At 59.2% G+C, this 24,357-nt stretch carries 26 protein-coding genes; 2 read left to right on the top strand and 24 right to left on the bottom strand.

Translation table 11 applies throughout. The features are described from left to right. Positions 1–10: 10 nt before the first annotated feature. The 7 genes from ISN74_RS12900 to ISN74_RS12930 all read right to left on the bottom strand — a co-directional run bounded on the left by ISN74_RS12900 (position 11) and on the right by ISN74_RS12930 (position 6,341). Complete coding sequence (locus tag ISN74_RS12900; RefSeq protein WP_188799623.1) at positions 11–538, bottom strand: hypothetical protein; 528 nt, start codon at positions 536–538, stop codon at positions 11–13. Further along, positions 535–1,227: a C39 family peptidase gene (locus ISN74_RS12905; RefSeq protein WP_188799624.1), complete on the bottom strand. Its 693-nt coding sequence runs from the start codon at positions 1,225–1,227 to the stop codon at positions 535–537. Before ISN74_RS12905 ends, ISN74_RS12900 begins: the two co-directional genes overlap by 4 nt. Continuing rightward, positions 1,224–1,625 carry a hypothetical protein gene (locus tag ISN74_RS21120; RefSeq protein ID WP_229679258.1) on the bottom strand — a complete coding sequence of 134 codons (402 nt, stop codon included), beginning with the start codon at positions 1,623–1,625 and terminating at the stop codon, positions 1,224–1,226. The genes ISN74_RS12905 and ISN74_RS21120 overlap by 4 nt, the downstream gene beginning before the upstream one ends. Before the next feature lie 126 nt (positions 1,626–1,751). After that, positions 1,752–2,675, bottom strand: coding sequence for a hypothetical protein (locus ISN74_RS12915; protein WP_188799625.1), 924 nt, complete (start codon positions 2,673–2,675; stop codon positions 1,752–1,754). Positions 2,676–3,087: 412 nt separating this feature from the next. After that, positions 3,088–4,236 (bottom strand): bifunctional 2-methylcitrate synthase/citrate synthase, encoded by a 1,149-nt coding sequence (gene prpC, locus ISN74_RS12920; RefSeq protein ID WP_188799626.1) that lies wholly within the window; start codon positions 4,234–4,236, stop codon positions 3,088–3,090. An 87-nt stretch (positions 4,237–4,323) separates the two neighbouring features. Then, positions 4,324–5,208 (bottom strand): methylisocitrate lyase, encoded by an 885-nt coding sequence (gene prpB, locus ISN74_RS12925; protein WP_188799627.1) that lies wholly within the window; start codon positions 5,206–5,208, stop codon positions 4,324–4,326. Next, positions 5,205–6,341, bottom strand: coding sequence for a DUF2332 domain-containing protein (locus ISN74_RS12930; protein ID WP_188799628.1), 1,137 nt, complete (start codon positions 6,339–6,341; stop codon positions 5,205–5,207). Before ISN74_RS12930 ends, prpB begins: the two co-directional genes overlap by 4 nt. Positions 6,342–6,428: 87 nt before the next feature. Between ISN74_RS12930 and ISN74_RS12935 the strand changes: the two genes are divergently transcribed. Together ISN74_RS12935 and ISN74_RS12940 are read left to right on the top strand one after the other, a co-directional pair. Beyond that, positions 6,429–7,646: a citrate synthase family protein gene (locus tag ISN74_RS12935; RefSeq protein WP_188799629.1), complete on the top strand. Its 1,218-nt coding sequence runs from the start codon at positions 6,429–6,431 to the stop codon at positions 7,644–7,646. 245 nt (positions 7,647–7,891) lie between these two features. Continuing rightward, positions 7,892–9,082 carry a tyrosine-type recombinase/integrase gene (locus tag ISN74_RS12940; RefSeq protein WP_188799630.1) on the top strand — a complete coding sequence of 397 codons (1,191 nt, stop codon included), beginning with the start codon at positions 7,892–7,894 and terminating at the stop codon, positions 9,080–9,082. A gap of 101 nt (positions 9,083–9,183) precedes the next feature. Here the strand turns inward: ISN74_RS12940 and ISN74_RS12945 are convergent, their stop codons facing one another. The 17 genes from ISN74_RS12945 to ISN74_RS13025 all read right to left on the bottom strand — a co-directional run bounded on the left by ISN74_RS12945 (position 9,184) and on the right by ISN74_RS13025 (position 24,355). Further along, positions 9,184–10,356, bottom strand: coding sequence for a hypothetical protein (locus tag ISN74_RS12945; RefSeq protein WP_188799631.1), 1,173 nt, complete (start codon positions 10,354–10,356; stop codon positions 9,184–9,186). Between the two features lies 1 nt (position 10,357). Then, the gene (locus ISN74_RS12950) at positions 10,358–11,050 is read right to left on the bottom strand and encodes a hypothetical protein (protein WP_188799632.1); all 693 of its coding nucleotides are present in this window, start codon (positions 11,048–11,050) and stop codon (positions 10,358–10,360) included. 290 nt (positions 11,051–11,340) lie between these two features. Beyond that, positions 11,341–14,598 carry a TipJ family phage tail tip protein gene (locus ISN74_RS12955; protein WP_188799633.1) on the bottom strand — a complete coding sequence of 1,086 codons (3,258 nt, stop codon included), beginning with the start codon at positions 14,596–14,598 and terminating at the stop codon, positions 11,341–11,343. Next, on the bottom strand, positions 14,591–15,229 hold the full coding sequence (locus ISN74_RS12960; protein ID WP_188799634.1) for a tail assembly protein: 639 nt from the start codon (positions 15,227–15,229) through the stop codon (positions 14,591–14,593). The genes ISN74_RS12955 and ISN74_RS12960 overlap by 8 nt, the downstream gene beginning before the upstream one ends. A 73-nt stretch (positions 15,230–15,302) precedes the next feature. Next, positions 15,303–16,124 (bottom strand): C40 family peptidase, encoded by an 822-nt coding sequence (locus ISN74_RS12965; RefSeq protein ID WP_229679261.1) that lies wholly within the window; start codon positions 16,122–16,124, stop codon positions 15,303–15,305. After that, a complete protein-coding gene (locus tag ISN74_RS12970) occupies positions 16,049–16,687 on the bottom strand; it encodes a phage minor tail protein L (protein WP_229679263.1) in 639 nt (212 codons plus the stop codon). The genes ISN74_RS12965 and ISN74_RS12970 overlap by 76 nt, the downstream gene beginning before the upstream one ends. Positions 16,688–16,737: 50 nt before the next feature. After that, a complete protein-coding gene (locus tag ISN74_RS12975) occupies positions 16,738–17,073 on the bottom strand; it encodes a phage tail protein (protein ID WP_188799636.1) in 336 nt (111 codons plus the stop codon). After that, positions 17,066–19,849: a phage tail tape measure protein gene (locus ISN74_RS12980; RefSeq protein ID WP_188799637.1), complete on the bottom strand. Its 2,784-nt coding sequence runs from the start codon at positions 19,847–19,849 to the stop codon at positions 17,066–17,068. Before ISN74_RS12980 ends, ISN74_RS12975 begins: the two co-directional genes overlap by 8 nt. 8 nt (positions 19,850–19,857) lie before the next feature. Further along, a complete protein-coding gene (locus tag ISN74_RS21125) occupies positions 19,858–20,208 on the bottom strand; it encodes a DUF1799 domain-containing protein (protein WP_203546766.1) in 351 nt (116 codons plus the stop codon). Further along, entirely contained in the window at positions 20,169–20,480 is a 312-nt protein-coding gene (locus ISN74_RS12990) for a phage tail assembly chaperone (protein ID WP_188799638.1), read from the bottom strand. The genes ISN74_RS21125 and ISN74_RS12990 overlap by 40 nt, the downstream gene beginning before the upstream one ends. 78 nt (positions 20,481–20,558) lie before the next feature. Beyond that, positions 20,559–21,206: a phage tail protein gene (locus tag ISN74_RS12995; RefSeq protein ID WP_188799639.1), complete on the bottom strand. Its 648-nt coding sequence runs from the start codon at positions 21,204–21,206 to the stop codon at positions 20,559–20,561. 39 nt (positions 21,207–21,245) lie between these two features. Further along, on the bottom strand, positions 21,246–21,659 hold the full coding sequence (locus ISN74_RS13000; RefSeq protein ID WP_188799640.1) for a phage tail terminator-like protein: 414 nt from the start codon (positions 21,657–21,659) through the stop codon (positions 21,246–21,248). Further along, on the bottom strand, positions 21,656–22,240 hold the full coding sequence (locus ISN74_RS13005) for a hypothetical protein (protein ID WP_188799641.1): 585 nt from the start codon (positions 22,238–22,240) through the stop codon (positions 21,656–21,658). Before ISN74_RS13005 ends, ISN74_RS13000 begins: the two co-directional genes overlap by 4 nt. Then, complete coding sequence (locus ISN74_RS13010) at positions 22,233–22,613, bottom strand: hypothetical protein (RefSeq protein WP_188799642.1); 381 nt, start codon at positions 22,611–22,613, stop codon at positions 22,233–22,235. Before ISN74_RS13010 ends, ISN74_RS13005 begins: the two co-directional genes overlap by 8 nt. Beyond that, complete coding sequence (locus ISN74_RS13015; protein WP_188799643.1) at positions 22,610–23,143, bottom strand: DnaT-like ssDNA-binding protein; 534 nt, start codon at positions 23,141–23,143, stop codon at positions 22,610–22,612. The genes ISN74_RS13010 and ISN74_RS13015 overlap by 4 nt, the downstream gene beginning before the upstream one ends. A 2-nt stretch (positions 23,144–23,145) precedes the next feature. Continuing rightward, on the bottom strand, positions 23,146–23,319 hold the full coding sequence (locus ISN74_RS13020) for a hypothetical protein (protein WP_188799644.1): 174 nt from the start codon (positions 23,317–23,319) through the stop codon (positions 23,146–23,148). A gap of 67 nt (positions 23,320–23,386) precedes the next feature. Then, on the bottom strand, positions 23,387–24,355 hold the full coding sequence (locus ISN74_RS13025; RefSeq protein WP_188799645.1) for a major capsid protein: 969 nt from the start codon (positions 24,353–24,355) through the stop codon (positions 23,387–23,389). Positions 24,356–24,357: the final 2 nt, after the last annotated feature.

Raw genomic sequence — 24,357 nt, forward strand, 5'->3', positions numbered from 1 at the left:
TGAAACTCCATCAATGCCCAAGCGCTTGCACCTGTGCCGCTTGCAAGGCCTGCTGCATACCCTCGTCACGGAATGCGTTGAGCGTATTGACCGCCACGTTCAACGTCGTCAGGCTGCGTATCGTCTGGTTGTTCAACGTGTTCTGGATGACCGTCGCGGCGGTGGTATTTCCCAGCGACGAGGGGTCGAAAGTATTGCCCTGACCGCTCTGCACATTCACCGTGCTGAGCGCGGAAGCAAGCGCCATCGCTTGCTGTGTCGTGACATGGGCAAGATCGGGAATGTTGACGCTGGCGTAAGTCACCAGATTGCCATCGATATAAACCGCCCTCTGGATGCCTAGCGATGCCTCAAGCCCATCGCCCAGATCAAAGCCACCGCGTACTACGTCAAGCTTTTCGTTGGGCACGGGAAGGCCGAATCCGGCGACGTGTTTCGCAGGAGCGGATTGCGCATGCACCATGACCGCACACACCACCAAAGCTGCGAACAGAGACAGGCGCAGCAAAACATTCGGGCGAGATAAGCGCTTGCTCATATATCACCCGGACCGTATTTGGACATGGTGATGGTATCGAGCCCACGACGATCGACGCCGATACCCAGTGGCGCAATCGGCGCACTGCGCCAATCACTATCGGCGTTGAAACGCGCAAACTCACGCCGGTTATGGATGACGAAAAGCAGTCCGTTCTTCCACAACTGGCTGAAATGGTCCAGAGGAATCGCGCGTGTACCGCGCGCCGGATCGCCTACCAGCACTCGTCCGTAACGAATGCCTTTGATGACCACGAAATGGTGATAACCACGATCCTGGATCAGCACGATCGCCGGAAGATTGGCTTTCTGCAACTGGTCGAGCGTAGCGTGGAAGCCATCCGCATCGAAGCCGATACTCGCCAGATAGAGCTTGATATCGAGCAGTGAAAAGCCTTCCTTGTTGATCTTCTTGCGATCACCATGCGCATACATCTGCTCGAACACCACTTGCTCATTGATCGGATAGTCGTACTGATAGGTCAACAGCGTAGCAACTGCTGCCGAGCCGCAACTGAAATCGTATTTCTGGTGAATGGTGTTGCGGTATTTGACTTCCTTCAACGTGGCAATGTGCAGAATGTAGGTGTGTCCGACGTTATCGTTCAGCGCCATCGTTGCCGCACGCGCTCCCAGCGGCGATGCGATCGCCAGCACCAGGAAAGTCAACGTCGGCAGCGTCAGCTTCATGGCTTCATCTGCACATTCACGATGACGCCGTTCTGAATGAGCACATTGTTGCCGCTGTTCTGGATCACCGAAGGCAGACCGGATGCCCCGGCGAAGGAATCACCGGTGATCGAGTTAGTCCCCGTGACCACTTGCGACGCACTGTTGCCAGTGACCGCACCGGTAAGGTTCTGGTTGCTTTGCACCAAACTACTGCCACCGCTGTAGTGCTCCAGCGTTCCAGCGCTGACCGCCATGCCGAATCCATCGACATTCGCCGGCTGCGCATTGGTTGTTGTTGCTGTGTGATTCCCCGGTTGCGCTGCAGATGTGCTTGGAGGATTGGCAGCCAGCCCCACTCCAGCCCATCCCATGACGCACACCAGCGCTACACCTGCTGCAAGGCTTGAAAGAGACATGACACGACTCCGCTTGCGTTCGGCGCATCGTTGACGACCGTGTGCCAGCCGACTGCACCAACAGCCGGCTGGCCCTTATGGCAACCGGGGAGCGATGCGCGCTCCCCGGTGCCGATCAGTCGCTACTTAATGGCCGCCCACATTCAGGTTGGCCTGTACAGTCACGCCCTGCTGGATCAACGCTGCTGCGCCGCTGTTCTGCGCAATCGTGGTAATGCCAGCTGCTGCGGCTGCCGTGCTATCCATCGCGTTGGACATGGAGAAGCTGCCAGCATCGGCTGACGTACTTCCGCCTGCGCCACCCGCACCACCGCCGCCGCCGGATCCGTCACCACCCGCTGCTGAGCCACCGGCTGCACCGGCTCCGCCGGCACCTGCCGTGCTGGCGACACCACCACTGGCTCCACCGGTTGCGCTACTGGTTCCAGTCGTGGCCGACGCTGCACCTGCTGTATTGGTGCCGCCCGTGCCCGAGCCTTCGCCACCTGTAGCCATTCCACCGCTACCACCCTTCGAGCCACCGTTGGCGCTAGCTTCGCCACCTTCGCCCGATGTGCTTCCTGCTGCACCACTTCCCGCTGCAGCGTCTCCGCTGCTGGAGCCGGATCCGCCAGCCTTTCCACTGTGGGCATAAGCATTGCCGCCATCACCGCCCATTCCGCCGGCACCGGCGACAGCGCTGCCACCAATACCTTGACCGCCGCTACCACCTTTACCGCCGCTTGCACCTGCGTTATCGGTTGCGTTGTTGCCGATGCCCCATACCTGGACATTGCTGACGTAACCGGTGAGATTGGTGCTGGCGACCGCTTCGCTGGTGTTGAAGGCGTCGTTGACGGACGAGGTTGCCGTAGCGCCGTTGTTGGCTGCGGAAGTACCCATGCCATCGGAATAAACATCTCCGGAATTGGCGCGGTCGTTACCCGAACTGCTATCTGTGCTGGTATTGGTGCTGTTGTTGTTGTGTTGGTTGGAGTTGTTGTTTGCCATAGCCGGGAGAGCAAGTCCCAAGCCAAGCATCAATGCCGTGAAGATTAGAGTCTTGCGCATGTTGATTCCTCCCGGGAATGGATGCGACGACCCCCTGCTTTTTGCGTGTACAGCGCCATACACTCGCAAAGCGCATGCCAGTTGTGCCGTTGCGTACGCGCATGTACAACGCGCAATGAAATCAATCCATTACAGAAGATGCATTGAGGCGTATCAGCGAAATCGCGTCAGGAAGGGATACACAAATGCAACACTGCTCAGCGACGCAGACAAACTTCCCTACGCAAACCTATCTGCACGCATTGCAGGACAAGGCATCACGGCCATAGCCCCGAAACGCCGGGATGTGTCACGGATGTAACACCTCAGATCCACGCATGGCACGCTCAAATACGAATATTTCGTCAATGCCACGTAAAGAAAGAGGGAGCCTGCGCCCCCTCTTTCGACATCCTCATATTTAAAGAAGCAATCAACGCTTCTCGATCGGCACGTAGGTGCGATCTTCCGGACCGGTGTAGTTCGCGCTGGGACGGATGATTTTGCCGTCTTCGCGCTGCTCGATCACGTGCGCACTCCAACCTGAGGTGCGGGCGATCACAAACAGCGGAGTGAACATGGCGGTCGGCACGCCCATCATGTGGTAGGCGCTGGCCGAATACCAATCGAGGTTGGGGAACATTTTCTTCAATTCCCACATGAGCTTCTCGATACGCTCGGACACATCGAACAGGGTCGGATTGCCGCCATCGGTGCACAGCTTGCGCGAGATTTCCTTGATGATCTCGTTGCGCGGATCGGACACGGTGTAAACCGGATGACCGAAGCCGATGATGATTTCCTTGCGCTCGACACGGGCACGGATATCCGCTTCTGCATCAGCGGCATTGCGGTAACGGGCAATGATTTCCATCGCCACTTCGTTGGCACCACCATGTTTCGGGCCACGCAGCGCACCGATCGCACCCGTGATGGCCGAGTACATGTCCGAGCCGGTGCCGGCAATCACGCGCGCGGTAAAAGTCGAGGCATTGAACTCATGTTCCGCATACAGGACCAGCGACCGATCCAGCGAATGCGCACACAGTTCGCTTGGCTTCTTGCCGTGCAGCAGATGCAGGAAGTGTGCGGCGATCGATTCGTCTTCCGTCTCGGTCTCGATGCGCTTGCCGTTGTGGCTGAAGTGATACCAGTACAACAGCATGGAGCCGAAGCTGGCCATCAGGCGATCGGCGATATCACGCGCGCCGGTGACATTGTGGTCATCCTTCTCCGGCAACACCGTGCCGAGCACCGAGCAACCCGTACGCATCACGTCCATCGGATGCGTTGCCGCCGGCAGCAGCTCCAGCGCACTCTTCACCGGTGCTGGCAGGCCGCGCAGGCGCTTCAGCTTCGCCCTGTAGGCATTGAGCTCAGCCCAGTTCGGCAGCACGCCGTGCACCAGCAGATAAGCCACTTCTTCGAAACAGCCCTTGGCTGCCAGATCGTGAATGTCGTAACCGCGATAATGCAGGTCGTTGCCGCTGCGGCCGACCGTGCACAACGCGGTATTGCCCGCCGCCACGCCAGAGAGGGCGACGGATTTCTTCGGTTTGGGGGCGGTGGATTGCTCGCTCATCGGATCATGCTCCTGGTGCGGTACTGGAACTTTGCGATACTGGAACTCAAGGCTGCGCAGGGTGCCACAGCCGAAACGAAGCCGTGTTTATTTTTTGCTGGAAAAAAGTTCGTCGAGCTTGTCTTCATAGGCGTGATAGCCCAGGAAGTCGTACAGCTCTTCGCGCGTCTGCAGTGTGTCGATGATGTTCTTCTGCGTGCCTTCGCGGCGCACGGTTTCGTAGAAGTGCAGCGCCGCCTTGTTCATGGCGCGATAGGCGCCGCAGCAGTACAAGGCGATATCCACGTTAGCGCTACGCAGTTCGTCAGTGGTGAAGAACGGCGTGGAGCCGAACTCGGTGAGGTTGGCCAGAATCGGCACCTTCACCGCGGCCCTGAAACGGCGGTAATCGTCCAACGTCTTCATCGCTTCCGGGAAGATCATGTCGGCGCCTGCCTCCACGTATGCGCAAGCACGATCGATCGCGGCATCAATGCCTTCCACCGCGGCAGCGTCGGTACGCGCCATGATCACGAAGCCGGCATCGGTACGCGCATCGACCGCTGCCTTGACGCGATCGACCATCTCCTCCTTCGGCACCACTTCCTTGCCGGGGCGATGGCCGCAGCGCTTCTGGCCAACCTGATCCTCGATATGCACCGCCGCCACGCCGATATTGATGAACGAGCGAATCGTACGCGCGATATTGAAGGCGCCGCCCCAGCCGGTATCGATATCGACCAGCAACGGCATCTGCGTGGCATCCACGATGCGGCGTGCGTCAGTAAGCACGTCTTCCATGGTGCTGATGCCCAGATCCGGCATACCCAACGAATTGGCCGCCACGCCACCCCCGGAGAGGTACAGCGCCTTATAGCCGACACGCTTGGCCATCAGGCCGGCGTAGGCGGTGATCGCACCGATCACTTGGAGCGGATTTTCGGCGGTGAGCGCCGCACGGAAGCGGCTTCCGGCAGAGTTGAGCTGGGTCATCTTGGGTCTCCGAAACGACGAATTGTAAGTGATGTGGCAGCCTGGCCATGCCGCGGCGCAGTACGCAGCAGTTCGTCTGCAGCGGCGGCATGCCAGAAAATCTCGGCGCCATGCGCCTGGGCGTCCGCCAGATGCAGGTCTTGCGGTCCTGGCCAAAGGCTCAGAAGCAGGCGCGGATGACTGCGAAAATCAGCCATCTCGAAGCGCAGCCAGGCCAGCGGCGTTACCGCCGTGGCGGCCTGTCCGGCCATACGAATCGCCGATTCGATCCGCGCCTGAACATCCGGCGGCAGATAGGTCCAGAAAATGGTGTGGTAGATCACCGTGGCGACGCCAACGGGCCATGGCGCAGCAAGCACATGCTCAATCCATGCCGACGCATCCGCCTGCTCGACACGCACCGCGTGCTGTGCGGCAACGCCTATCGCAGCATCCAGCTGCTTTAGGCGGGAGGATTGATCCGCCCACACATAGGCACGCAGTCGCTGGCGTTGTGCTTCATCGGAAATATCGATCGGCGAACGGTCGCATGCGTCACGAGCAGCGACGTTCAGTGATGTCGCAGGCGGCAACTCGCCGTGCCATACCGGCGCCAACACCAGCGTGCTGGATGCATCACCCACCAGGCTATCGCCAAGACGGTAGTGATAACGATCCCAGTTCGTGTTGAGGCCAGCGCTGGCGCCAAGCTCGAACAGGCGCAGCGGCAAACCTGTGTGCGCGGCTATCGTCATGAATCCACCAAGCAATACGGCTGAGCGCCCTACTTCATTGGTTTGCGGTGGCGATGCGAGGTATTGCGTGAGTACAGGCGCATGCAACCTCAACGCTTCCACCACTGCGCGTTGAAGCGCGAGCTCAGTCGCTTCACCGTTGCCGCCGGGATAATGCCGTGCCAGTTCCGGCGCACTTCCATCCAACACCAGCGCATGCAAGGCACCCGCCACACGCAAAGGCAACGCATCGTTCATCGGATCGCCCTGCCACGTGGCAACGGCTTGCAATGACGGATCGCCTTCGCGCATCGCCTGGATCAATCCACGCAACAAACGCGCGGTGAACGGTGAACCGTGCTCATCGCAGTACGTTGCCTGCCTGGTAAAGGCGTCGCATACCGTTTCGAAAGTGGCCACGGGGATAGCCAGGAAAATCCGGGGACACCACTGTGTCACGCGGAAATATATTGATCAATCTTGATTAAAAGGATCAATATATTGCCCATGCGAACCGACTACCTTTCTGCCCAGGAAGCGGCATCACGCCTCGGCGTGAGTCTGGCCACGCTCTACGCCTATGTCAGCCGAGGCCACGTCGATTCACGTCCCGGCACCGATGGACGCAGCCGGGAATACAGCGGCAGCGATATCGAGCGGCTGATCGAGCGCCGTCAGGCAGGCCGTGGTGCCGCACAAGCTGCAGCGCACAGCCTAGCCTGGGGCTTGCCGGTGCTCGAAACGAGGATCTCACTGATCCGCTCGCACGGTCACTATTACCGCGGTCAATCGGCGATTGCGCTCGCCGAATCAGACGCGACGCTGGAAGACACCGCACGTCTGCTCTGGGATTGCGGCGAACATGATCCCTTCGCCATCACTCCCATGCGGCAGTGGCCGGAATCGGTCGCATCCCTGCTCTGTCATCACACCCTACCGCCGTTGGCACGCATGGCAGCCGCATTGCCGCTGCTGGCGCTCGACGCTGAGCATCCCCATAGCAGCAGTCCGCTACATCGCCGCAACTACGCCGCTCAACTGCTGCGTGAAACTGTCGCGATGCTCTGCGCCACCCATCCAGATGCGCTGCCGATCCATCAGCAAATCGCGGCAAGCTGGCACATCGAAGATGCCGGCCTGCCGGAACTGGTGCGTTGCGCCTTGGTGCTTTGCGCTGATCACGAACTGAACGCGTCTGCGTTTGCCACGCGTGTCGCAGCCTCGACCGGCGCGAGCCTGCACGCCGCAGCAAGCGCGGGACTGGCAACCTTGTCCGGTCCTCATCATGGCGGCGCCACGGCGCGCGCTTACGCCTTCATCCAAGACATGCTTTCCGAAGGGCATCCTGCAGACAAAGTACGCGAACGCCTGCAGCGCGGAGACACGATCCCCGGCCTTGGACATCCGCTTTACGCCGAAGGCGATCCGCGCGCGACAACGCTGATGAATGCGTTGCGCGAAACACGGCCACACCCCGCAAGACTTGCGCACATCCAGAAATTGGCTGACGTGATGCAAGCGTTGTGCGGCACGCGCCCTAATCTGGATTTTGCATTGGCGGCCATTGCGTACGCCTATGACCTTGATGCCGACGCTGCCATGACGATCTTCGCAGCGGGGCGCATGACCGGTTGGCTTGCACATGCACTGGAGCAACAGGAAAGTGGCAGCCTGATACGGCCACGAGCGAATTACGTGGGCCGCATGCCTGTGCGCGACGAGTGAGTCGCATTGGCCTTGTTTCACTCAGCCAGACTAGGCATACCATTCTCCAGAAAGCAAAAAGCCCTGCAGAGACAGGGCTTTGTGCAAACTGGCGGAGAGAGAGTCCGCGTGCGGAGCATTCCGCATTGTTCGCCATTGTCCGCAAAACGTTGATGTGGCGCGGTTTGCTAAGGGTTGGGCGTTCGCCAGTGTTCGCACATATTCGCTACAATCCCAGTCTCAAACATGGGTAGGAACATGGGTAGATGGCAAGGGCATTAAACAGGCTTTCGGCCCGACGCGTGGCAACCGTGACTGAGCAAGGCTATCACGCGGACGGAGGCGGTCTGTATCTGCAGGTCACGGCCAGCGGAGCAAAGTCGTGGATATTCCGATACACGCGCGGCGGTAAGACGCGGGACATGGGGCTAGGCCCGGTGCACACCATAGGGCTTGCCGAGGCGCGCACAGAGGCCACCGAGGCAAGGCGGGCACTGGTTGCTGGAACTGACCCGCTCGACGCACGCCGCGCCGCTCAGGCTGAGCGGGCGCGTATCCCGACGTTTGCCGAGGCCGCTGCCGAATATATCGACCAGCACAAGTCAACATGGACGAATCCGAAGCACGCCGACCAGTGGGCAAACACCCTGGCGACCTACGCAGATCCGTTCATTGGAACGAAGGCGGTTGATCAGGTGGACACTGCCGACATGCTGGCAATCTTGAAACCGATATGGGAGAGCAAGACCGAGACTGCAACGCGCGTTCGGCAGCGCGTGGAGACTGTCCTAGATGCGCAGTACGCCCAGCGGCATTGGGACAAACGCAACCCGGCACGCTGGCGCGGTCATTTGGACAAGCTATTGCCGAAGCCTAGCCGCGTCCGCAAGGTCGAGCACTTCGCCGCCCTTCCCTACGCCGATATGCCAGCGTTCATGGCAAAGCTTAGGGACGATTCCGGCATAGCCGCGCGGGCGCTTGAATTCCTGATCATGACCGCCTCGCGCACAAACATGGTCACCAAAGCGGTGCGCTCAGAAATTGCGGATGACACTTGGACCATCCCGGCCGAGCGCATGAAGATGAAGAAGGAACACCGCATCCCGCTAATCGGCGCTGCCGTCGCCCTGGTTGACGCCCTGCCGCGCATCAGCGGAAGTGACTACTTATTCCACGGCGACCGGCACAAGTTCAAGTCGCACCTATCGAATGGCGCTATGGATGCTCTACTTGAGCGCATGGGTTGCGCGCATATCACCGTGCATGGATTCCGCAGCACCTTCAAGGATTGGGCTACCGAACAAACCGACTTCGCCAACGAGGTGAGCGAGGCTGCGCTCGCGCACGCGGTGGCTGACAAGACGGAGGCGGCTTATCGACGTGGCGAGCTGATGGACAAGCGCCGCAAGCTTATGGAGGCGTGGGGCGCATATCTCGCGCAGTCGCCGCAGGCATAGAAAAACGCCGCCCCGAAGGGCGGCGGTCGGGCGTCGGTCATCCCTGATGCAGCGGTGCACCACTGCGGCGCCTGGGCTTCCCGGCAGGATGAGTATAAGCGTTAGGCGGCCTCTTGGTGACTTGGATCGTTGGCGGATACCAGTTCGGCAATGCGGGCGGCCAGCGCCACAATCTGCGCCTGCTGCTGCTGAATCGCCAGCACCAGCGGGGCTATCATTTCTTCGTAACGCAAGCCCTGCTGACTGTTCGGGTCATCCGGGTCAATAAGGATGTGGATCGCAATGTCTTTATCCGTGCTCGCGGCAATCGAATCCCGCACGTCTTGCGCTAGCATCCCCGCGTGGTAGCGCACCCCTGGCATCGGCGTGACCACCTGCTGATAGATTGGCAGCGATACTTCAACGTCCTTTGTTGTTCCATCTTCCTGGACTTGCTGCACGGTGTCTGCTTGCACACCGCCAAGAACTTGCTCAACCTTGTTATATCCAAGCGCCATCTTGTAGATGCAGGGCTTTAACGACATAACAAAATCAAGCCCTAACGGGCATTCTGAAACATCGACCTTTGCGCGCGCGTCTGATGTTTGAATTGTGCCATTCGTGGCAAAAATATTGCGGAATCGATTGCCTCCCGCGCCCACGTCATACGCACCATCGCTGCTCGGGAAAAGGGTGTTGCCGCCGTAGTAAATTTGATGAGACACGTTTCCATATGACCAACCACCAACCCTTAGCGTGTTGTCATTATCAATGCCGAAATGTGCGCCAAAATTATTTTCTCGAATAAACGACAGCACGGCAGAGGCCGCATTGTTACCGCCGTTACTGAATAGAATAGAACCCTTGCGATCGTTACCTGCACTGCTAATTTGCGAAATGCTTGGCATTTGTCCGGAAGTAATGACCGTACCAGTCACGCTATTCGTCACGCCAGCCTGCAATGACGTGTTTGCTTTTGAGAGGGCACTAGTGGCCGTTGTGTTTGCGGTTCCTGCGAGCGTGTTCGCGGCATTTGCTGTGGTCTGCGCCGATGCTGCGTCAGATACGCCCTTGTCAGCTCGCGCTTGAGCTGTCGCCGCATTCGTTACGCCGGTGTTTGCCGTGCTTTGCGCCGCTGCCGCTGCCGCACTCGCCGCACTCGCTGCCGTTGCGTTAGCAGCCATTCCTGCATATAGCTCCGTGTCATTCGCATTCACTTTGTCGAACGCGGCGCGCACGGTATCGCCGTCCTGGCCGCCCGCGAGCGAACCAAAGACAATCTTTTGTTGTGCCATTTTAGAGTCCCGTTACGTCAAGGATGATTGCCGATTGCGGTGCCTTGTATGTGGTGGTTGATGTAGAGCCTGGCGGGTATGTGATGCCCGCAACGTTCGGGCGGTTCCAAACTGTCAGCGCGTTACCGCTTATGGAAAAGCACCATTGCTGATTCACCCGGAACAGCGTTTGACCGCCTTGTATTGAAAGCCGCTCGATAATGAAGCCGTTGTAATTGAGCGCTACGGCGTAGCCGCCAGGACCGACACCAGGCAAGCCGAACTGCTTTCCGGCTGTACCGCCAATGGTTGCGCTTGACGTGTCAATGTTGCCGATCACGCGCATGTATTTATTTGCACTATCAAACGTACATTGCCCATCGCTGCGGAAAATCTGCAAACCAAAGCGCGATGTCGGCGCGGGAGGCGTGCCAAAAACCCAGTAGTTTACAGACGTAACTCCACTCGCCATCCAAATAGTGAACGTGCGCACGCCGCCGCTATCGCTAACCGCTCCAACTGCAACACCAATTTGCGACGCGCGAAGGAAAATCATTGCGTTGGCTGCGCCGGTCGATACCTGCATCATGTTGCCGCCGTCCTGGCCCGGATTGCCCGGCGACAGCGTTCCCTTGCCAACTAACGCAAGGTTTGCGTAGTTGTCATCGATCTGCACCGCCCCGCTATCACCAAAGACCTGAAAGCCAACTGGCATTTAGTAGACTCCATAAACGATGGTTGTGGGGAATGGCGACGATCCTGCTGCGCTGTCGAATGCCCACGACATCGTTGTGCCGTTGAACGTGACGAACGCACCAACTGCCGGGGAACTTGGTATCGACGTTTGATATGCAAGCCCCCATGGCGCGCCCTGTGAAAGGTCGGGGATGTTTTGCGATCCATTGGACGTGATGCCCGTCAACTGACCGAGCACGCGCCCCATGCGCCACGACGAATCGAGCACTTGTGTGCCCGATTCGTCCCATATCTGCAAACCCAGACCCATTACCAAGCCCCCCAGCGCATGCGCAACGTTCCGTTTCCGTCGTAGAGTCGCGCGCCGTTTCCATCCCGCTCCGTGCGGTATGCGCCGCCAGCGCCACCGCGCATCGTCATGCTTCCGTTCTTGTCGATGCTCCATACCGGGTTGCCGGTAGGGTCAACTGCGGTTGATTGAATTACTCCGCCAATCTTCGCGTTAGTGATTGTGCCGTCCTGAATATACGCCTGGCTGATAAACGTCTGCCCGTTCTGAATCACAAACGGCGAAGTGACGGCGTTGTTGTTGACGTTGATCAACGCGAAGCGGTCGGCCTGAAACAGTATTTGCGACTGCGCAACTCCGCTGCTGTTGTCAACGCCAATTGCCATGCCAGCCGCGTAATACTGGCCGTTACTGGCGATCTGCACTTTGATCTGATATGACGCGGACACCTTGCCGTTCAAGCTGGCAACCGCCGTGCTTGTTGTCTGCGCCAGTGCTTGCGCGTCGCCTGCCGTGGCCTGCACAGTCGTGATCTGCGTAGACAGTGCCGTATCGCCGTCAATACGTGCTTGCGCTTCCGTCTGTACCAGCCCGTCAAAGCCATCGATCTTCACGGCCACCGTGTCAATCTGCCCAGCAAGCGCCGCATCGCCTTCCTGCTGTGCGTACATCTGCGACCAAACACCGGCATAGTGCGTGTCATCGCCTGCGTACAACTCTGCGTCACCGGCCATAGGCGGGGTAAGCGCCTGGATCGGTGCAAGCACGTCTTGCGCAAGCTGAGTTTGACCAATCTGCCCGGCCAGGTAAGTGAGGATGTCACCGGCATCACTGGAAGACTGCCCATTGACGCCGTTGCCGGTCGGATAGAACGGACCAATATTGCCGGTGCGGTCCACCATACGGCCCCAAAAGAAAAACGACACGCCAGCCGCCAGGCCCAGCATTTGATAGCTGGCTTGCGGATATGCAAAATCGCCCAACTTTTGCGCCGTGCTCAACTGCGGCGATGCGCTGTACCAAATTTCAGTCCGTTGCGTGTCGTCTGCGCCAGGCGGGAAGCCCCAGGCGAGCGCGATGCCGAACACCAGCGGCTTTGCCGTCAACGACGTGAGCAAAGGCGGAGCGCCTGTTTTGCCCAGCACATCCGTGAGCGGCGACAGTGCTGGCAGCGACGTGACGCCGCTTACGTTGATCGCATACACGCGGGCGATATAGCTGCCCGTGTAGATGCCCTGCACGTCCACTGACTGCCCGCTTACCCGGCCCGCGCTTACCCACTCGCCGGAATCCTTGCGCCAATCCACCTGATATTGCACCGCGCCAGGCGCTGCATCCCATGCGATCGTCATCACGTTAGTGGCGATGCCCTGCATGGTGACAACGTTGCTCGACAGGTGCACGTTAGACGGTGCAGGCTGTACGCTCGCTGGTAGCTGCGAAATCGGCGGAATCTGAATCTGTGTTCCGTTGTCGATAGCCGCAAACTTGCTGGCGTTATGCTGCAAGGCCGTGATGGTGAAACTAATCTCCGTATCGGTGTTGTTGTACTTGACGCCAATAACTTTGAACGTCTGCGCCGAGAGTGATGCGCTCTCAACCGTCCACACACTTTCGGCGTTGGGTGCAACGCTGAAAGGCGTCACCGTAATATCGCGACCACTCACGGAGACAACCGTCTGCGTTTCACTAACGCCCGAAGGCATCACACAAGTCAATGTGTCGCCTTGAGCAACCTTGCCCGGCGGTCGGTCAAGGGTGATAACGTTGATGGTCGCGCGGCTGATACGGCCGCCCTGGCGAAGCCCTGCGCGGAATGGGTCGGCAATGCGGATAATCTGCCCAGGTGAAGCAATCATGCCGTCAAGGCCAACGTCAAACGTAACCGTGTCGGTCTCAAGCTGCGAAGTGAGCAAGATCCACTTGCCAGCTCGCTGCGCCTGTCCCTGCGACGTGCAACCGAACGCGCTTACCTGTGTTGGCTGGATGCCGTAGCGCGCGAGTCCGGCATCGTCTTGCACGTACTCTTGCGCTTGCTGGTAGGCGTTCGCGGGGTCGTTCCACGTAACCAGCGCCGTGGTATATCTCGTTTTACGCGAACTGGCCGAGTAAGTGAATTTGCCATTGATGACGTTTGCAGCGGTGTAGACATATGTCGGGTCGCCCGGCATGTCCGCCGATGCCGTGATGCTGCCGCCCATCCAATACGAAATGCCGCGAAAGACACTAGCCAGGTCAGACAGCAGCTTGTATGCGTCATTTGCCGTTTGCAGGAACACATTGAGCGTAAAGCGCGGTTCCTGGCCGCCCTTCCCGTCCGGCACAAGCTGATCGCAATACTGCGCGATCTGGTACAGCGTCCACTTGTTAACCTGCGCCTGCGTGATGAGGTGGCCGAGGCCAAAGCGCGGATTAGTCACCAGGTCGTAGTAAGCCCATGCTGGATTATTCGTCCACGCTGGCTTGAACGTACCATCCCATACACCGCTGTACGTGCGGCGCTGCGGATCGTAGTTGCTTGGCACCAGGACGATGCGACCCCACATGTCATAGGCGCGCGGGGGAATGCTGCTGAACTGCGAGGCGTCGCCAGTGATGCCGATTAGAGCGCTGTTCGGATATGCAAACTTGCCGTCTACAATCTCCGTGTAGCTGTCAATCGTCGTCGTGTCGGCAATGCTGCTGCTGTTCGCGTTAGCCGTGGTGCGCGTAACGCGAATCGACCAGCCAAGCCGAGCGGGTGGCAAGTCAACGCGGATGCTGCGCTGGTACTTGGTCGTGGTCTTGCCGGTGATCGCACCGTTATATGCAAGCTGATACGCGCCGCCGTCCGATTGAACTTCAATACGGAAGGCAACACTGTAGCCGCTCACATCGCCCGTGCTAGTGTCGATCTTTGACAGTGCCGGGGTGCTGATCGTGACGCTTACAGCGGAAAGCTGCAGATTGTTGATCGCCTGAACCCACGGCGTTTCAGACTTCAATTCAATGCCGAGCGAGATAGCATTTTCGACTGACGCAAAGCCGGGGATGTAATCCTGATCTTGCGTGCCGGTACGCTGCGTTACGGACACATTGGAAAAGTTGAGCGAACCATCAGGATTCGCCAGCGGCGTCCCCGCCAGGTAAACCGATTGCAGGCCGTTGACCAGGCCACCGATTTCACCCTCTCCTATCAAGTCAACGATGCGGAACGTGGCGATTGAACGGAGATTGTCCGGTGACTCGACCGGCGTATGCTGGCCGCTACTGCCCTTGAAGCCTTGCAGGTTAAGCATAGAAATTAGCCTTTAGACTTCCGTCAACCGTTCCGGCCAGAACGTTGGATGCGAACGACGCGTATTCCTGAGCATCAACGCCAGCGGACACCACTGCGCTGCCAACGCGCAGACGGCCAAAGAAATACGGGACGGGGTTTCCCTGCGCCTGAGTGTTTACGGCACCGTTGAATACATAGCTGGGCTGGTTGTCCGGCGAGTCGCCTTTGTCGGCGCCACGCGGCTGCGGAGAAAGCATCTGCACCACGCCACCAGCAACCATGCCCATGCCCAGGCTGGTGAGGTATCCGGTGTGAAATAGGTAGGTGTCCGCGACGATCAGGACAATGCCCAAGATCGTCTGAAAGATGCCGCCGTTTTTCGCGCCGATGAGTACGGGCGCAATGCGAATGTCATCGGAGCCGGACGGGTGCGCAATCTCGCGCTCACTGATGTTGCGCTTTCCGACGAATACGGCAAACGTGATGCCGTTGTCTTTCGCTTGCATCATGAACGCACGAAATCCGGCAAGCTGGCTGCTTAGCGCCTGCATCGCCTCGCTGATGGAATTGCCATCAAGCGCGAAGCGGTGCACGCGGCCAAAGCGAGCGCCTAGCTTGCCGTAAAGTCGAATGGTGCGAAGCTGTGCCATGGGGTTTACTCCGGGCATAAAAAAGCCCCGCACATGGCGGGGCTTGGGTGAATCAATGAATTGTCAAACTGTTCTAACTCTCGACCACCCCATTATAGCGCATCAGTGACACTGCACATTCGAGCCAGTAACCGCCGAACACGTCGCGGGTAGATAGTCGGCCGTGCATGTGGTGCAGCATTTGGCCGTCCCCGAGATAGACACCGGCATGGTTTGGCACAAGGTTGCGGCTCCGAACCTGCATGAGGATGATGTCCCCCGGCTGGATATCCTGCATGGCGACCTTGACAAGGCCAGCATTTGCGAGAGCGTCGGGGCTGTAAAGATTCGAGTGTCCATCATTCCACCATTCATCTGCGCGCGGTGGGTTGGGCAATGTGATGCCGCGTTCCTGCGCGTACCAGTCACGCACCAGCGCCCAGCAATCAAGTACGCCATGCTGCCACTGCCTGCCAACAAGCGGCGCTTTGTAGCCGCTTGGGCGCGTCTCTGTACGCCCCGCGATCACGGGCGCACCATCGGCTTGCTTATGCACGGCAACGATGATCCATGGCAGGCCGGACGCTTCCAGTGCCACCAGGTCGCCGGGGCTTGGCTGCGCGTTCACGTCAGGATGCGAGTGCACCACAGCGACAACCTCGCCAATGTCCTCAATCTCGGCATACTCGGCCGGATCAATCATGAACTGATCGCCCGGCGTGGCCGCGACGTTGACGCACGGGAAGTAACGACGGCGACCCTTGATGATCACCACCAGGCCGCATGCCTCCCGTGGGTACTCCCGCAAGGCATGGGCGTCTATTGCATCGTTTAGGCGGCTCATTGATTCATCAATTGTGCGGCGGGGAATCCCCCGAAATTCAGCTTGTTGTTTGCACCAAAGCGAAGCTTGCATGCGACCACCATCCCGCTACACGCATCCTGTGCAGGATCGTCCGTGGGCGTGTTGTCAACTTTCGCGACAGGCGGCCCGTTGTATCCGCAGTAAGGCCCTCGGTATCCGCCGCGCGCAAGCCATGTGCATGAGTTTGCGATGATCTGTCGGCCGGGCAATTGCTGCTGCCCGAAGTCGAGCGGCGAAGACAATTCAAATTGCACAAAGTCGCTCGACTCGCTGGCCTTGCGTTCAATAAACCAAATGTCTGGCGGGAACTCCTGCGAAGGGTCTGCGCCCGGCTGGCCGTCCAAATACTGACCAAACGTGACATGCCGCGTGATGACAGCGCCCGCAAGGTCTTGGTACGCAAGGCATAGCGCGGTGATCGATCCGTCCACGTTGCCAACGCTAAGCGATGGCGTGGGCGGTGACTGCGGGTCGATATCGAATCCGTCACCCTGGATCGGCCACGGGGTGTAAGTCTTGCCCTGCCAAACGATAGGCCCGACCTGCGTATAACCGTGGAAGCGGATAACGTCGCCGTCACCGCCTCCCGTGATCGTGCGCGCGTCCAGCTCCATGAGGACAACCTCCGCGCCAGGCTCAAGCTTTTGGACGTCCGCGAATACCGTCATGGCGTGAATGCCTGGTTCAAGATGACTGTGAGCGTGTAGGCGTTGCCGCCGCGTGGCTGCACCGTCCACGTATCAGCGCGGTAAAGCCCCTGCACATCGCCGGGCGGAGTCCAGTAGAAAGACGATGCACCCTTGTGTGCGCGCAGAAAGTCGCGTATCTGAAAGATCATGTCGCGCGGACCGCTGAACGTGAGAGGCCATGACTGCACTAGGTTGTTGATGCCATCCGGCACCACCTGCTTGTAACCGTCGCCAAACTGCGCGGAGCGTGTCCGCGCAGTTTCCGTGCCGGTGTCATCCGTCTGCTGTTGCCAGCGAAACGTATCAACCATTTTTCGATCTCCAAAGAATGCCACCGGGGCGCATCGCTCGCTGTAGCGTGTCCATAGACACCTTTTGCATCTGGTCGGTGAGCTGTTTTGCTGCGGTAGCGTTAGCGCCTTGAGCGTCGTTGGTAACGGACGCATTACCGCTGTTGTCTATGCTGATGTTTTGGGTGAAAACGATCCCGCCAGCTCCACCACCGGACGACTGGACACCTAGCTTCCCGTCACTGCCGCGCGTTAGCGGCAAGATGGCCTCGGGGCCTGCCTCGCCCATCAGGCCCGCGCCCTTCGCAAATGCAAACATCGTCGGGCTGCTTACAATCTGCCCGGAGAACGCGGACAAACTAGGCGAGTCGTAAACGCCGCCCTTCGCGTTCGCGGTGAATAGTCCGCTCCCCGTCTGCGAAGCGCTGCCTATGGAGCCGACTGACGAACCACCACCGAACAGCGACGAAAGCGCCTTAGACGCGGCTAGGCGAATCTCCAACTTAGCCAAGTCCGAAAGGACTGATGAAATAAAGCCCTTGAAGTCAAGCTTGCCGGTGGTAGCAAACTCCGCGAGCTTGTCGGTCATGTTTCCGAATGCCGACGTGAAAAAGCTTTCCGTCTGCCCTGCAACATTCTTGCCCTGGTCGATGAAGTCGGCGGAAGCCTTGCGCCACCCGTTCACCCAGTCACCTTGTGCTTTGTCCATTGCGTCAAAGCCGTTAGTGACTATCTGAACCTGCTTCTGCGTGGCCGCTTCCTGCGCCGCAATCTGCTGGTCAATCAGCTTTGTGTTTGCGCCTGGCGCACTGCGCTGAGCATTGAGCTTGGTTAGCGCATCTGCACCTTGCTGATAGATGGCGTTTAGCTTTTGCTGCTGCTGATATTCCTTATCGCCCATGCCCACCGCAGCGGTTTGCGCATCCACGCTGCGTTGTAGTGCCGCGTTCTGCTTATCAAGCGACGCCTGATACTGCGCCATAGCCGCCGCATCTTTCTGCTGCAAAATGTCGGCTTGCTTGGAATAGTATTCGTTGGTGGCCGCGACCGCCTTACCTACCTGTCCCTGTACCGCAGCAATGCTTGCGCCCTTTTCGATTGCGCGTGCGCCTGCATCCGTGATTGCCTGCAACTGCTTTACCTGATCGGCCAGCAACTTGTTCGTTGCCGTGTCGTCGCTGTTGGGCAGCATGTTTTGCGTTACGGCGCGATCAGTGAGCGTATTAAGCGCCGCCATGGGATCGGCTTTGTGCGTGGGCTTTTTCTCCCAGCTCGCACGCGCCGCCGCATCCGCCGCCGCCTCTTGCTGCATAATCTTGTCGGCTAGTGCCTGGTCACCCTGCGCAAGTGCAGCCGCAATCGCCTTGTTTGCCGCGTTGTGGATCGCGACAATCTGCGCCTCGCGCTTCTGTTCCTGGCTTTGGTATTGCTTCAGGTAGCCATCTAAAGCGGCCTGCCCAGCGATACCAGCCGTCTGCATCTGCGACGCCTGCGACTTATCGTCGGCATCCTGCATTTGCTTCTGTAGCTGCGCCTGCAAGTCTTGTAGCTTTTTCTCATCGGCAGCGGTCCAGCCTTGGCCGAACGAGTTAAGCATTCTCCCGCCGTAGCTTTGCGCATTGTCCTGCGCTGTTTGCTTCTGACCCATCAGCGCGTAAATCTGCGTTTGGGTGTCCGCAGTGCCGCCGATGAGTGAAGCGCCTTGCTTGAACGTCGTCCAGAATCCGGTAAAAGATTCCTTTACCTTGTCCCATGCGGCAGCAATGCCGGTGACCTGGCTGTGCATGTCATCCAATCGCGGCGAGATGGCGTCATGAAATGCCTGCGCGGCAACTTCCACGGCCCTTTGCGTCTCGCCCTGCTGTTCAAGCGCGGCGATCTGATCGTAAATCTCGACCGTGAGGAAGTGGTATTGCTCGTTGGCCTTCGCCGCGCTAGCTGCCGTGCCGTCAAACATGTTCGTGACGCTTGCTGCCGCCTTGTCTGCCGTTTGCCCGGTAAGCGTTGACATGTCCATAGCAGCCTGCCCGAGCGCGAGCAATGACGTGCTTGTCACCTTTCCGTTACCAGCCAGGGCAATGAGTATTTCATTTGCTTTGCCCAGGTTGCCATTAGCACCGGCCACCTGCCCGGAAAGCTGGCTCATGCCTTGCGTAGCGATACCGGCATAGCCGCCGGTTTGCGCGAGTGATTCGTTGAACTTGTTTTGTACGTTGCTCGCGTCATTCGCCGCATATACAAACACGCCGATTTCAGCGGCAGCGGCCATGATCGAAACGCCGAGACCACTAAACAGAACCTGCACCAGGCCGCTTTGCGCTGCGAGCGTCGCAAGGCTTTGCTCAAGGCGACCCCATTGCCCGGTGGCAATGTCTTTCGTGATGAGGCCAATCTCACGGCGTGCGGCAGCGTTACCCAGCGTGAACTTGCCCATTGCTTCCGTTGCGCCGCTGATCTTTGCGCGCGTATCGTCAATTGCCTGGCTGTATGCCTTCCAGTCGTCACCGCTAATCACGCCCTTGGACTTGAACGCGTTTAGCTTGGTCTGCATTTTGTCCAAGCGATCAAGCGCGGCCACAGTCGGGGCAATTTGCCCGATCAGTTTCGCTAGCGCGTCCTGCTGGTCTTTGATTGCTCGATTGTCGAATGACTTGCTGGTGCGCTGGGCGGTCTTGCCCAGCTTGTCGGTTGCCGCCTCCGCTTTCGTGCCGCTGTCGGTGAGCTTATCCAAGTCAGTCTGAGCTTGTGCAACGCCCGACGATGTAACTTGAATGCCCAGGCTTGCGATATCTGCCATGTGTCACCCTACTTGTTTTGTTCGGCCATCACGCGGAGCGCCTCGCCTTCCATGGTTCGGATGCACTCGAATGTGTCGGACTGTTCCGCACGCGGCACGCCCACCAAGCGCATCACTGCAGGCAGCGCGTTGTAGTCAAGACCGATCGGCCCGCCCATGCTTACTCGCCACTGCGTTGCCATTGCGATGAACACGTTTACCGCTGCCAAGTTGTCCGGCAGGATTTCTACGTGGTCGGGGAAGTCTTCAAGCGCGAAGCCAAGCGCCGCCAGTTCGGCAGCGGTCGGCCCCTTTTCATAGATCGCCCTGGCAACGCTTATTAGTTTTTTGCGCGTGCACCGCGCAGTTCTGCCAGGTATGCGTCAAGGATCGCGCCACCAGCGCCGGGGTAGTTGTCGCAAAGCGTGGCGATGTTGTCCGGCGTGAATTCGTCGTCCAAATCCCAGCCAGCAGCCATGTCCTGCACGATTACATAATCCTCTTTCGTGCTCGTTGTTTTTAGCCAGTCGATCGTATCAGTGCGCTTGCGGTGCTTGAAGGTGAATGTCACCGGGTCTGACTCGCCACCGGGAACGGGAATTTTTACCTGCGCAGTGAAGGTCGGAGCGGGGTTGAGTTTGAGCTTTGCCATGTTAGCGATCCCGAAAGAGAAACAAAAAAAGAGGGCGCGGTAGCTAGCCGCGCCCAGGTGGGGAAAACTTGCGGCCGGTTAGCTCGCGTAGCGCACCGGCTCGTTGAGGAACGACAGCGTAAGAGCGCAGGCCATCAGTTCGTTTACGGTAAGCGTGGGAGTTTTGTTGAAAGACACGTAATTGTTGTAGAGGATCTTCGCGCCGGACGGGAGCGCGATCTGCGCAGCACGTGGCAGGCGGTCATCGTTCGCCTGCGAGGCGAGCTGATAGCCCGGCAACGTCGGGTCATCGCCCACGGAGAGGGTCAGGCCAGCGGCATTCTTGAACGTCGGGATTCGCTGCTGCGCATCAGCTTCGAGGAACTGATATTCCAAGAACTGCTGATCACCGCCGGACGAACTGGACGAAAGGATCTGCGAAATCTGCTGCCAGCCGGTGATGCTGCGTGCGGAGCCTGCGCCGCCGCCAGTGGCATAGATGCTGGTCAAGCTGGTGTCGTAACCTTCCAACTCAAACGTGCCGGAAGTGACCGCGCCCACGCGCACAATCTTATTTGCCAAGCGCGACCAGCCAGACGTGATTTCCACGTAGTCGCCCTGCTTGAACGTGTGGCCGGTGGCGCTCGCCACGGCCGGGTTAGCGTTGCTGATCGCCTGGATCGTGACGGGAGCGCTATAGCCCTTCGCCATGTTGACAATCGCGCCATTCGGTACGGATACGGCCATTGTTTATTTGCCTTTGGTGATTAGCCCTGAATGGGCGGGTTAAACGAAGCTGTCTGCGCGGTACTGAAACGACACGGGCACGATGTAGTCAGAAGCGTCCTGAGCGCCCTTTGCGACCGTGCAAGGCGAAACAATCTGCAGCGCAAGCGGTGGCGCGGTGTATCGCGTATTGAGCTTGAACAGCTGTGCCAGTTCGTCGGCAATCGCGCCTGCCGGTCCTGCGCCTTCGTTGATCGGAGCCACGATGTCAATCTGATAGATACCGCGATACGTCGTGATCGCGCCTGCCAGGTCGGGGCTTGTGCTGTTGGCGGGAAGTTGGAAGGCGCGCAAGTACGTCTGCCCGGTCACCGGCTCGAATGGAACGTTTTCCCATTCAACATCGAGTGATTGCGAAACCGCCCACGCGCCGAGCGCCGTCTCGATGAGGCGGCGGCAAAGGTTTTGACTCATGAGTTAAGCGCCTCATTCGCTGCTTTAGCAACGTAGTCCTGAAACTCCGCGATAGTGACGCGCACCATGCCTTGCGGTGCCTGCACGCCGCTGTGTCCGTATTCAATCGGGACTGCATAAGGCAGGCTGTTTACGATGAATATGTCACCGTCACCCGTGGCCTGGTCGATGATCGCAGCGCCGTCGCTGATCGTGCTATTGCCCTGCGCGTCCGTCGCGTCCGTGGTGATTTCTGTATAACCACCAATTGACGCGAACCAGTTGGCGCGGAGCCGTCCGCCTACGTAGCCTTTTGGCGCAATGATGTCCATGCTGTCGCTTGATTTCTTACCAGGCTTCAAGCGCCCCGCCCTGGTCAAGTTGACCGGATCGTTACGCATTTCTGCATTCCATTGCGCCACGGCCGCGTTGTAGTTTTTCGCGATGCGGTTGACTGCCCACAACTCGGGGTTGCCTACAGGCGTCCGCATAACCGTCGCGGTGAGCAAGTCAATTGACACCTTGCGCACTACCTCGCGGGCTTTCTCCGGGGCTTTCTGCGCGAACGCAGTCAGCGACAGCGCAAAGGTTTTATCAGCCACGCAATTGCGCCTCGAATAGGACGGGCACACCGGCCGGGCCAATCGGCTTCACGTTAACCACCGTGAAGTCCCTGTATTCGCAGTCGCGCATCGGATCGCGGCAGTTCAGCACGTCGCCTTGGCGAACCACGACGCCAGGCGCGCAATACGCCATGGTGTCGCCCATAAGGATGAGTGTTCCGTCCACGTACTTTTGCGGCATGGGGAAGGTTGCGCACACGCTAGGCGTGCTGGTTGAGCCGCCAGGCGTTACCGTGCCGGTGGCCGGGTCATAACCGCCCTTCGTGCTGCGCTTGACCGTACAGGCCGCGCCGTAGCGTTTCAGCATGCGCGTGGCGCTCGCGGCCGGGCGGCTGTAGTCGAATGCGCTCATGCGCGCACCACGGCGATGCCGCCAGCAGCCAGCGTAAAGCGCGACACAAGCGCCTCAACCGCCGCGTAACGGGGATTCTGCCGCGCGCCTGCCGCGTACTCGGTTGTGATCGGGCCGATGGTCTCGCGCGTTACCTGCGACCCCTCATCGGGGGCCAGTTCACCGGCTGATGCACGCAAGGCTAACTCTGCGTTAGCGCGTGCGATCTGCACCGGAACCTGGTCGGCGGGAAGGTTCACGCCGTCTGCACGGACACCGCGACGCGGCCAGGATAGCCCCTGTGGCACGGTTGAGGACGGCACCGCGTAGCCGTATGCGAGGCGCAGCGATGCCGTGGTGCGCTCGCCCTGCCAGGTGTAGCGCGACTCCATGAAGTCGCAGCCGGCGCGCAACGCGCTTTCCTGGTCGGCCACGCTTAGCGCTGCCCATGCAACGACGCCGCGCGCTGCGAAGTACGCGCTGGCGTCTGCGGCGCTGATGTACGCTTCCGCGTCAGGCAAGCCGGTGCCGTCCTCAACAATCAATGCCATGATTAGTTGCCCTTTTTCTTCTTGCCCGGCTGCGCGCTTGGCGCGGCGGACGGTGTGCCAGGCTGGGTGTTGTCGCCAGGCTTCAATTCGGGATCATTCGCGGCGGGGATCAGTTCCGCCTGCACAACGTCAGGCTTGCGCCACAACGAAGCGCGTACAAGGTCGATCAGTTCCATGCGTGCATCCTCGAAAAAGAAAGGGGCGCCGTAGCGCCCCTTTCCGTGTTGCCCCTGTAGCCGTTGCTTACTTGGTCTTGAGGAACGCCAGCGGCAGCTGCTTGCGCTGGAAAATGCGCTCCCAGGTTGCGCCGGACGTGAACGTGGCGTTCTTCGGGTTGGCAGTCTTCGCCACGTACGAGAAACCAGCCGGGTGCAGAATGAACTGCTGACGGCTATGGAATACTTCCTCGCCGCCACCGTTGCCGCGATCCGGATAGCGATGCACCTCAACCGGAACCTTCGGCTGGCCCATGCCCAGGCGGAATACGCCGTTACCAAACAGCATGGACGTGTAGACCGGCGCGGCGCCGCTGGTGTCCACCGGCATGCCGTCGTCCTGTACCACGCGATAACCCAAGTACGTCGGGAAATGCACATCCGCGTTACCGTCGCGCAGGTAAACGATGAGATTTTGTTTCTGCAACGCGGTGTATTGCACCGAGTGCATCGCAATGCTGGTCAGCGCACCAGCCGCGTCGCCCATGGTGGCCTTTGCATTGAGGATCGCCTCACCGCTGATCGGCGCGGCGGATCCGTCAAAAAGCATATCGGCGCCATTGTTGGCGATGTTCGATGCCAGGATGCCGCCGCCAATGGCGATAGTGGCTTTCTGGAAGCGATGCGCCCAATACGAGGCAACGCGCGAGCGGATCACGGAGACCGGGTCGGGCGAGGACAGCGCGGCCACGAGATCCATGCTCGACCAGGACTGATTGCGCGACAGCTTCACCGCCAACTGCTCACCCTCGGTCACATTCTGCGGGGTGCTCAGTTCGGTCGGATCATCGCTGGAACTGTTTTCCTCGACATTCAACAGGTCATTGATGTGACGGATGTGGAACGTGGAGCCTTCGCCGTTTGCAAATGCGGCAATCACGTCATCGTGCGACACGATGCCGGATTGGAATAGAGCGATCAGTTCCGGCGACGCCAGCAGAAATGCCGGGGTCCACTGTTCCGGTACGATCACATCGGCAATGCGAGTAGTCGTCATGC

The organism is Dyella caseinilytica, from assembly GCF_016865235.1.
Lineage (GTDB): Bacteria > Pseudomonadota > Gammaproteobacteria > Xanthomonadales > Rhodanobacteraceae > Dyella_B > Dyella_B caseinilytica.

What these genes read in the sequence shown, in the direction of transcription:
- ISN74_RS12900 (WP_188799623.1), bottom strand. Translation starts at nt 538, where the DNA reads ATGAGCAAGCGCTTATCTCGCCCGAATGTTTTGCTGCGCCTGTCTCTG.
- ISN74_RS12905 (WP_188799624.1), bottom strand. Translation starts at nt 1,227, where the DNA reads ATGAAGCTGACGCTGCCGACGTTGACTTTCCTGGTGCTGGCGATCGCA.
- ISN74_RS21120 (WP_229679258.1), bottom strand. Translation starts at nt 1,625, where the DNA reads ATGTCTCTTTCAAGCCTTGCAGCAGGTGTAGCGCTGGTGTGCGTCATG.
- ISN74_RS12915 (WP_188799625.1), bottom strand. Translation starts at nt 2,675, where the DNA reads ATGCGCAAGACTCTAATCTTCACGGCATTGATGCTTGGCTTGGGACTT.
- prpC (WP_188799626.1), bottom strand. Translation starts at nt 4,236, where the DNA reads ATGAGCGAGCAATCCACCGCCCCCAAACCGAAGAAATCCGTCGCCCTC.
- prpB (WP_188799627.1), bottom strand. Translation starts at nt 5,208, where the DNA reads ATGACCCAGCTCAACTCTGCCGGAAGCCGCTTCCGTGCGGCGCTCACC.
- ISN74_RS12935 (WP_188799629.1), top strand. Translation starts at nt 6,429, where the DNA reads ATGCGAACCGACTACCTTTCTGCCCAGGAAGCGGCATCACGCCTCGGC.
- ISN74_RS12940 (WP_188799630.1), top strand. Translation starts at nt 7,892, where the DNA reads ATGGCAAGGGCATTAAACAGGCTTTCGGCCCGACGCGTGGCAACCGTG.
- ISN74_RS12945 (WP_188799631.1), bottom strand. Translation starts at nt 10,356, where the DNA reads ATGGCACAACAAAAGATTGTCTTTGGTTCGCTCGCGGGCGGCCAGGAC.
- ISN74_RS12950 (WP_188799632.1), bottom strand. Translation starts at nt 11,050, where the DNA reads ATGCCAGTTGGCTTTCAGGTCTTTGGTGATAGCGGGGCGGTGCAGATC.
- ISN74_RS12955 (WP_188799633.1), bottom strand. Translation starts at nt 14,598, where the DNA reads ATGCTTAACCTGCAAGGCTTCAAGGGCAGTAGCGGCCAGCATACGCCG.
- ISN74_RS12960 (WP_188799634.1), bottom strand. Translation starts at nt 15,229, where the DNA reads ATGGCACAGCTTCGCACCATTCGACTTTACGGCAAGCTAGGCGCTCGC.
- ISN74_RS12965 (WP_229679261.1), bottom strand. Translation starts at nt 16,124, where the DNA reads ATGCAAGCTTCGCTTTGGTGCAAACAACAAGCTGAATTTCGGGGGATT.
- ISN74_RS12970 (WP_229679263.1), bottom strand. Translation starts at nt 16,687, where the DNA reads ATGGAGCTGGACGCGCGCACGATCACGGGAGGCGGTGACGGCGACGTT.
- ISN74_RS12975 (WP_188799636.1), bottom strand. Translation starts at nt 17,073, where the DNA reads ATGGTTGATACGTTTCGCTGGCAACAGCAGACGGATGACACCGGCACG.
- ISN74_RS12980 (WP_188799637.1), bottom strand. Translation starts at nt 19,849, where the DNA reads ATGGCAGATATCGCAAGCCTGGGCATTCAAGTTACATCGTCGGGCGTT.
- ISN74_RS12990 (WP_188799638.1), bottom strand. Translation starts at nt 20,480, where the DNA reads ATGGCAAAGCTCAAACTCAACCCCGCTCCGACCTTCACTGCGCAGGTA.
- ISN74_RS12995 (WP_188799639.1), bottom strand. Translation starts at nt 21,206, where the DNA reads ATGGCCGTATCCGTACCGAATGGCGCGATTGTCAACATGGCGAAGGGC.
- ISN74_RS13000 (WP_188799640.1), bottom strand. Translation starts at nt 21,659, where the DNA reads ATGAGTCAAAACCTTTGCCGCCGCCTCATCGAGACGGCGCTCGGCGCG.
- ISN74_RS13010 (WP_188799642.1), bottom strand. Translation starts at nt 22,613, where the DNA reads ATGAGCGCATTCGACTACAGCCGCCCGGCCGCGAGCGCCACGCGCATG.
- ISN74_RS13015 (WP_188799643.1), bottom strand. Translation starts at nt 23,143, where the DNA reads ATGGCATTGATTGTTGAGGACGGCACCGGCTTGCCTGACGCGGAAGCG.
- ISN74_RS13020 (WP_188799644.1), bottom strand. Translation starts at nt 23,319, where the DNA reads ATGGAACTGATCGACCTTGTACGCGCTTCGTTGTGGCGCAAGCCTGAC.
- ISN74_RS13025 (WP_188799645.1), bottom strand. Translation starts at nt 24,355, where the DNA reads ATGACGACTACTCGCATTGCCGATGTGATCGTACCGGAACAGTGGACC.